The organism is Lactobacillus kimbladii (assembly GCF_000970755.1).
Lineage (GTDB): Bacteria > Bacillota > Bacilli > Lactobacillales > Lactobacillaceae > Lactobacillus > Lactobacillus kimbladii.
In genome coordinates this window covers 1,865,436-1,874,666 of the sequence record NZ_KQ034007.1, presented here as the reverse complement: position 1 = coordinate 1,874,666, position 9,231 = coordinate 1,865,436, and the positions used below count along the sequence as shown (strand labels likewise).

The 9,231-nt window shown below is 40.5% G+C and carries 4 protein-coding genes; 1 reads left to right on the top strand and 3 read right to left on the bottom strand.

Annotated elements, in window-relative coordinates; genetic code table 11:
• Positions 1-4,199 (bottom strand): MucBP domain-containing protein (locus JF75_RS10220; protein WP_071196437.1); only part of this gene is annotated, 4,199 nt, incomplete at its 3' end.
• A 148-nt stretch (positions 4,200-4,347) separates the two neighbouring features.
• On the opposite strand from JF75_RS10220, the gene JF75_RS10280 reads away from it, so the two are divergent.
• A complete protein-coding gene (locus tag JF75_RS10280) occupies positions 4,348-5,742 on the top strand; it encodes an IS3 family transposase (protein WP_046332739.1) in 1,395 nt (464 codons plus the stop codon).
• Between the two features lie 70 nt (positions 5,743-5,812).
• Here the strand turns inward: JF75_RS10280 and JF75_RS10210 are convergent, their stop codons facing one another.
• A complete protein-coding gene (locus JF75_RS10210; RefSeq protein WP_052726914.1) occupies positions 5,813-8,860 on the bottom strand; it encodes a BspA family leucine-rich repeat surface protein in 3,048 nt (1,015 codons plus the stop codon).
• Positions 8,861-8,942: 82 nt separating this feature from the next.
• Positions 8,943-9,231: transposase (locus JF75_RS09090; RefSeq protein WP_141639353.1), on the bottom strand; the 289-nt coding region annotated here is incomplete at its 5' end.

Here is a 9,231-nt window from a genome sequence, read left to right as displayed (position 1 = left end):
TGCTTCTCAGCACCAGTTTGTGGCAAGGCATCAGTTCTGCTGTCTTGATCCAGCTTGCCTTTTTGTGGGTTCTTAGCGCTAGCAGTCTTGTTTAGTTTGCGGTCAGCAGCTACCAATTTAGCAGGGCGGTTAGCCTGATGCTTGTTAGCTGTGAGACCTTTGATTGATTTGGCAGGTGCTTTCTTGCTCTGCTTATTTGCATGAAGGCCTTTAATTGCCTTCTTTTTCTTGTTCTTTTTGCTAGTTGGAATTGGAGTCGGCTCATTGTCAGTCTGAGTCTGGTTTCCAGCTGGGGCAGTGGTAGAATTATTAGTTTGGCCATCATTCTTGCTGTAAACGTAGGTCACGCTTTGCGGACTGTTGATGAAGAAGCCAGTCGCATTATCGGGCCGAGTCTTTAAAGTATAGCCGGAGACAGTCTCAGCACCAGTCGTATAGCCATCACCAATGCGGCCTTGGATTACGCGGTCAGGGGCAATGGAGTTGCCATGTTCATCTTGATAATGAACTGTGACTGCAGGCGCTATGGCTGCAGGGCTGTTGACAATTGAACCAGCAGTGTTAGAAGCATTGGAGCCATTAGAACCGGAGTTATTTGAACCAGAGCCGTTAGATTCGGACCCGTTGGAACTATCAGAGCTAGAGCTATCGGAACCATTGGAACCATTGGAACCATTGGAACTGTCAGAACCGTTAGAGCTGTTAGAGCCATTAGAGCCGTCGGAACCGTTTGAAGTGTTCGAGCTATTTGAACCGTTAGAACTATCAGAACTATCAGAACTGTCGGAGCTATTAGAACCATCGGAACTGTCAGAACCATTAGAGCTATCAGAGCCATCGGAACTGTCAGAACTATCAGAGCTATCGGAACTATCAGAACCATTAGAGCTATCGGAACTGTCGGAGCTGTCAGAACCATTAGAGCTATCAGAGCCATTGGAACTCTGGGAACTATCAGAGCCATCGGAACTGTCAGAACCATTAGAGCTGTTAGAGCCGTCGGAACCATCCGAAGTGTCAGAAGTGTTATCAGTTTTACTCTTAGAGTAGACCAAGGTAATATCTTGCGGATCAGAAATAAATGCTGTTACATCAGAATTCTTGTTTTCTTTGAACTTGTAGCCAGCAAATTCTTTACTGGTGTCAACAGTTACCGAATCTGAAATGTTGCCGAAAAGCTTTTCATCAGGAATTTCCTTACCATCTTGATCAACTAGCTGCTTGCCATCTTCATCTTGGCGATGAACAGTTACGATGCCACCAGTATATCTGACGTAAGTGTCATGGTCTCTATCACCTTGGTACTTAGTCATGAAATCGGCTGAAGACCACTGATTAGTACCCTTGGTCAAAGAACCATTGTCTTCACCCATGTTTACCCAAGTTCCTGGCAAATTGAGGGAATTGTTGGGTCTACCATTTCTTGTAGTGAATTTAAACCCTTTACCTAAAATTAATTTGGACAAACTGGGAGTATAATCTTCGCTTATTACAAACATTCCCATCGTTGTAGCGTCATCTGCAACAGTAAAACTGGATAGATCTATGCTAGTTAAGCTAGGGTCGCTAGCAAACATTGTATTGAAACTAGTCACATTGGTAGTATCAAAACTAGATAGATCTAAAGAAACTATTTTTGTACAACCGAAAAACATTTTCGTCATGTCTGTGACTTGAGAAGTATTTAAGTTTTTTAACCCTTTAATAGATACTAAATTGCTTAATTTACAAAAGAGACGCTGAGCAGAGCCCATAATTGCGATAGGGGTATTAATATCAATTTCTGTGATATCGTCAGCAGTTATATCGCTAATATTTTGGCTAATGCTAATATCTTTATTATCTGAATTATTTATTGTATAGGTTTTACCTTTTTCACCAAGTGATAAGACGCCATTATTAAAGGTATAAGGAACACCTTCCCAAGTGTTATCAGTTTTACTCTTAGAGTAGACCAAAGTAATATCTTGCGGGTCGGAGGTAAATGATTTTACATCAGAATTTTTGTTTTCTTTGAAGGTGTAACCGGCAATTTCCTTGCTGGTATCAACAGTTACTGGATCTGAAATATTGCCAAAGAGCTTTTCATCAGGAATTTCTTTACCATCTTGATCAACTAGCTGCTTGCCTTCTTCGTCTTGGCGATGAACAGTAACGATGCCACCAGTATATCTAACATAAGTGTCATGGTCTCTATCACCTTGGTAATTGGTCATGAAATCAGCTGAAGACCATTGATTAGTACCCTTGGTCAGAGAGCCATCGCTTTCACCCATGTTTACCCAAGTACCTGATAAATTGAGAGAATTGTTGGGTTTACCACTACTGTCTAAATTAAATTTAAAATCCTTACCTAGATCTATCTGAGTTAAATTAGGGCATAGTAAAAACAGTCCCATCATTTCAGCATTATCACTAATTTTAAAACTAGATAAATTAACACTGGTTAAACTAGAATCGTTAACAAACATAGTATTAAATGATGTCACTTTAGAAGTTTCAAAACTTGATAAGTCTAAATTGGTAAGTTTAGAGCAACTCATAAACATTTGTTCCATACTTGTCACTTCGGAAGTGTTTAAATTTTTCAGACCACTAATATTAGACAAATTTTTGAGTCTAGCAAAAAGTTGTGCTGCTGAACCGGTAATAGTAATTGGAGCATTGATATCAATTTCTGTAATATCAGTTACAGAAATATTACTGATATTATTGTTAAAACTAATATCCTTATTGTCTGAATTATTTATTGTATAGGTTTTGCCTTTTTCACCTAGCGATAAGACACCATTATTAAAGGTAAAAGGAACACCTTCCCAAGTATTATCAGTTTTACTCTTAGAATAGACTAGAGTGATAGTTTGTGGATCAGAGATAAAAGCTGTGATAGTAGGATTTTGATTTTCCTTGAAGGTATAACCAGCAAATTCTTTACTGGTGTCAACAGTTACTGAGTCTGAAATGTTGCCGAAAAGCTTTTCATCAGGAATTTCCTTACCATCTTGATCAACTAGCTGCTTGCCATCTTCATCTTGGCGGTGAACAGTAACGGTGCCACCAGTATATCTAACATAAGTATCATGGTCTCTATCACCTTGGTACTTAGTCATGAAATCGGCTGAAGACCACTGATTAGTACCCTTGGTCAGAGAACCATCGCCTTCCCCCATGTTTACCCAAGTTCCTGGCTGTTGAAGTGAATTGTTGGGTCTACCATTTCTTGTAGTGAATTTAAAACCTTTACCTAAAATTAATTTGGACAAACTGGGAGTATCATCATCGCTTATTACAAACATTCCCATAGTTGTAGCGCCATCTCTAACAGTAAAACTAGATAGATCTACGCTAGTTAGGCTGGGGTCAAAGGCAAACATTGTACTAAAATTGGTTACATTAGTAGTATTGAAACTGGATAAATCTAAAGAAGTCATTTTTGTACAGTCCATAAACATTTGTAGCATACTCGTTACTTTAGAAGTATCTAGTTTATCTAAGCCATTTATTGATGTAAGGTTCAAGAGGTGGTAGAAAAGTGTTTCAGCTGATCCAATGATGGCAATGGGAGCATTAATATCGATCTCTGTAATGTCGGTTCCAGAAACATTGTCAATGTTGCTACCAATGCTAATATCTTTATTGTCTGAATTATTTATGGTATAGGTTTTGCCTTTTTCACCAATTGATAATACGCCATTATTAAACGTGACAGGTATATCTTCCCAAGTGCTTGAGATGGTATTGCTACTATCACGAGTGGCTTTAGCATGGTCAAATTGTGCAGAGCCTGCTTCTTGCTTGTCAGTTTTTGCATCGTCTGTGGTGCTTGGATCGCTGGTATTGCCTGTGATTGCATCTTGAATACTGCCACTTGCTGAACTGTTGTTAGCAACAGCTTGCCCCTGTCCAGTTTCTGGAGTGCTGCTTGAAGTGCCTGCATTATTCTCGCTGCCAGCAGTTTGATTGTCGCTCTTTTGGTCAGTGGGGTCATCGTCGGTAGCAGTTTCACCCTCAGTTTCACTTTGATAGGTCAACTTAGTCTTGACTGGTCTGCTCGCAGTCTTCTTAGTGGCACGAGTGCCGTTTTGGTTGGCTGCCTTCACCGTCTGGGGCTTGGCATTAATTAAGCCTAAAGCAGCTGCGGCTACGCCGCCGAGCAATATTTTTTCTCCTTGCTTGTTAGCATTCTTATGTGTATTCATAAAATTCCTCTTCTAAACTGCATATTAATATAGGTTTAGTATATGGCTGAGCCTATTAAAAGTCAAACTCAGCTAGGCTAGACTAAAAACGCCCTATATTGATAATGATATGACCCCCAAATTTAGGACAAATTTGGGGGTCATTTTTATGTCTAAATTATCTAAACAAGATAAAGTTGAAATCTATCATCTTTGGCACGATTATCAAATCAGCCCTGCTGAGCTAAGTCAGCGTTATCGGGTTGGCAGGACTAATATTAGTTACTTGTTAGCTTTAATTGGCCGTCACGGTCTAACTATTTTAGATCAGCCTTTCACTGCTTATACAAGTAATTTTAAGGAGCAGGCCCTTAGGCGAATCATAGTTGAACATGAGCCTGCCCGTCGAGTATCTATTGACTTGGGCTTAAAAAGTAGTGGCATGTTGTACAACTGGCTGCGCGAATACCGTAAAAATGGGTATAATATCGTTAACAAGCAGAGAGGACGACAGCCCCATGACCAAAAGAGAACAGCTGATCAAACAGGAAAATCAGCGACTCAAGCAAGAGAACGAACGCTTACGCCAGCAGAACTTGAAGCTGAAAATCGAGAACGAATTCGTAAAAAAATTGAGCGCCTTAGTCGACCAGCGGACCAAGAACCGCAAGCCGCGGAAATAGCCCAGGCAGTTACCCAACTAAGGCGCGAGCTTAAAGTCAGCGTAACTTTTATTCTTGATGCCATTAATGCCAATCCCAATCTGCCCCATCTATCCCGCAGTAATTATTACTACACTTTAAAGAAGAAGGACAAAGAGCGAGATAATCAAGAAATAATGGCTAAAATCAAAGCTATTTATGAGGAACACAAGCACCGCTATGTCTATCGCCGCATTACTGCAGAACTAAGACGTCGCGGTTTATTAGTCAACCATAAAGAGGTGCAGCGCTTAATGAACAAGCTGAAGCTGTTCGGCATAGTCAGTAAACGCTGGCTCAAATATAATAGCTATCGTAGCACTCAGGGTCCGATTAAGCCTGACCTAATTAAACGCAGCTTTAGTGCGGTTTACCCCAATCACAAATGGTATTCAGATGTGACTGAGATTAAGCTCAAGGGGCAAAAGACCTACTTATCACCGATCATTGATGGCTGCACCCAAGAGATTGTTTCCTATACCATTTTTCGCAGCCCTAATCTTAAGCAGACCATGGATATGTTAAAAAAGACCTGGCACAAATATCCAGCCTTGAATGGCTTGATCTTCCATACCAATCAAGGCTGGCAATACCAAAATGGCCAGTTTCAAGCATGGCTGAAAAGCCATGGCATTAGCCAGTCAATGTCACGCAAGGGCAATTCGCTTGATGATGGGTTAATGGCAGGCTTCTTCGGGATACTCAAACGAGAAATGTTTTATGGTTTTGAAAAGCAATATAAGAATCTCACTGAACTGGAAGATGCGATTAGAGACTACATTGAGTATTACAATCAGAAAAGAATCAAAATCAAACTAAAAGGACTAACTCTGATTGAATATCGGAAGCTAGTCCTCAGTTAGCAGCTAATATAAAGTGTCCTAATTTTGGGGTTCACATCATGTAGGACGTTTTTTATTTGTCAGAATTTAATTAGTCTTTCTTACGCTCAAGCCAAGCAGCACCTAGAGCAGTGGCCAAGGCCAAACCACCTAGTGCCAGCATGGCTAAACTATTGTGCTTCTCGGTACCAGTTTGCGGCAAGGCATCAGTGCTGCTGTTCTGATTCAGCTTGCCTTTTTGTGGGTCAGAGCTAGCAGTCTTGTTTAATTTGCGACTTGCAGCCGCCAGTTTAGCAGGGTGGTTAGCCTGATGCTTGTTAGCTGTGAGACCTTTGGTTGATTTGGCAGGTGCTTTCTTGCCTTTCTTGCTTTGTTTATTGGCATGAAGGCCTTTAACTGCCTTCTTTTTCTGAGACTTTTTGCTGGTCGGAATTGGAGTCGGCTCATTGTCAGTCGGCGTCTGGTTTCCAGCTGGGGCAGTGGTGGAATTATTGGTTTGGCCATCATTCTTGCTGTAAACATAAGTTACGCTTTGCGGACTGTTGATGAAGAAGCCAGTCGCATTATCAGGCCGAGTCTTTAATGTATAGCCGGAAACAGTTTCGGCACCTGTCGTATAGCCATCACCAATGCGACCTTGGATTACGCGATCAGGAGCAACAGTGTTGCCATATTCATCTTGATAATGAACTGTGACTGCAGGTGCTATGGCTGCTGGGCTGTTGACAATTGAACCGGTAGTGCTAGAAGCATTGGAGTCATTAGAACCAGATCCATTAGAACCGGAGCCGTTTGAACCGGAACCATTAGAGCCAGAGCCATTCGAACCAGACCCATTAGAGCTGTCAGAGCTGTTAGAACTATCAGAGCTGCTGGAACCATTTGAACCATCGGAGCTGTTAGAGCTATCAGAACCGTCCGAACTGTTGGAACCGTTAGAACTATCAGAGCTGTCGGAACCATTAGAGCTATCAGAATCGTTAGAACTATCAGAGCTGTTGGAACTGTTAGAACCATCGGAGCTGTTAGAGCTATCAGAACCGTCCGAACTGTTAGAACCGTTAGAACTATCAGAGCTGTCGGAACCATTAGAGCTATCAGAATCGTTAGAACTATCAGAGCTGTTGGAGCTATCGGAACCATTAGAACCATCGGAACTGTCAGAGCCATTTGAGCTATCGGAACTGTTTGAAGTGTTGGAGCTATCGGAACCATTAGAGTTATCAGAGCTGTTAGAGCTGTCAGAACCATCAGAGCTGTCAGAACCATCAGAACTATCAGAGCTGTCGGAACCGTTAGAGCTATCAGAGCTGTCGGAACCGTTAGAGCTATCAGAACCGTCCGAGCCATCGGAAGGATTGGGACCTGGAATATTAGCTTTCTTGGTATAGTAAAAAGTGATAGTTTGGTTATCAGAAGTAAACTTTACGTCATTATAGTTTACTTCATCGTTATTTATTTTAGCTAAATTATCAAAATCATATTCAGTTCCTGAGCTATCGGTAAGTTTTTCTTGCGGTTTAAAAGCTGTATAAGGTTCATTGTTGACGAGATAAGCACCTATGTTACCAAACTGAATGTCATCGTTAATGCCAGGAATTTTGTTGCCATCCATGTCGCGATACTGAACCGTAATTCCTTTGGAAGGATTGCTAAAGTTAACATAGGTATCAGCATAATGCTCTTTACCAAAAATATTGTCATAATCTGCAAATTTATCAGCAAGGTCTGCTGAACTTAATTGAATTGAGCCTTTGGGTGGAGCAGGAATATTATGTTGAGGGATTCCCATATTTATCCAAGTTCCTGGAGTATTCAAACCTGATTGTTTCATATGAATACCACTACCTAAAACTATTTCTCTTAACTTAGGAAGATCGGCAAGCATACCTACACAATTACAATCTACGTGATTTTCATCATCACGACCATTGTCATCATGTGTACTAAAGTGAATTAGGTTTAAGTATTCGAGATTTTCACAGCCTTCAAACATATAGTTCAAGTTACCATGACAATCAAGATTGGATAGATCTAGTTTAGTTAAAGATTTACAATTTCTAAACATTTGATGCATGTTGGCTACTTTTGAAGTATTGAATTTAGACAAATCAATGCTTAACAAGCTTTTACAACCGTCAAACATATTTTCCATGTCAATATTTAAGTCTGTCTTAAACTTGTCAGAAAAAGTAATAGATGTCAGTGATTCACACCTATAAAACATCAAATCCGTGCCGATAACATTTGCGGTGTCAAGGTAAGATAGATCTAGTTTAGTTAAAGATTTGCAATCTTTAAATAGTCGAGCCATATCTTCTACATTAGAAGTATCAAAGTGACTTAAATCTAAACTAGTTAAAGATTTGCAACCATCAAACCAGCCGTACATGTTAGGTACCTCAGAAGTATCTAAATTAGGCAGTCCCTTAATTGTAGTTAAATTAGCTAAACCACTAAAAAAATTTATTACCCCACCCAAAACTTTGATAGGAGCTTTAAAATCAATTTCTGTAATAGTAGATAAATCATCAATTTTTAAGTTTTTCTTATTGTCACTAAATTCAAGATACTGATAATGGAGATTTTTTTGACCGATTGTGTAATTGTTTCCTTTTTCGCCAATAGACAAGACGCCATCAGAAAAAGAGGTAGGTATGCCATTCCAAGTACCTGAAATGGCGCCATCTCGAGTAGTTTTTTCAGGGTCAAATTGTGCATGATCTGCTTCTTGCTTATCTGCTTTTGCTTTGTCTGTGGTGCTTGGATCGCTGGTAATGCCTGTAGCTGCATCTTGATGGCTTCCACTTGCTGTATTGCTATTAGCACCAGCTTGCCTCTGGTCAGTTTCTGGAGTGCTGCTTGAAGTGCCTGCATTATTCTCGCTGCCAGCAGTTTGACTGCTGCTGTCTTGGCCAGTGGGGTCATCATCAGAAGCTGCTTCACCCTCAGCTTCAATTTGGTAGTTCAATTTAGTCTTGACTGCTCTGCTCGGAGTCTTCTTAGTGGCCCGAGTGCCATTCTGATTAGCTGCCTTGACCGTCTGGGGTTTGGCATTAATTAAGCCTAAAGCAGCTGCGGCCACGCCGCCGAGCAATATTTTTTCTCCTTGCTTGTTAGCATTCTTATGTGTATTCATATAATTCCTCTTCTAAATTGCATATTAATATAGGTTTAGTATATGGCTGGCTTAGGCAAAAGTCAAACTCAGCTAGGCTAGACTAAAAAGTGTCTGGGAAAAAACTAACTCCCAGATAACAAAAGACGATCAATTTAACTCTTAATTTGATCGTCTTTTTCTGTCTCTTTTTATTCTTGAATAAAAAAGAATGGTCCTTAGGCCATCTTCTGTGCCAATATTTGCTTAAATTCATCATCATGAAGGCTATTCCAACATCGGTTTCTACCTTCTTTTTCCCTCTTAAATGGGTTCGGCGCATGCCAAAGACGTTCTTCAAATGCCCGAAAACTGGCTCGACATCATACTTTCTCATGCTATAGTTGTGTCTG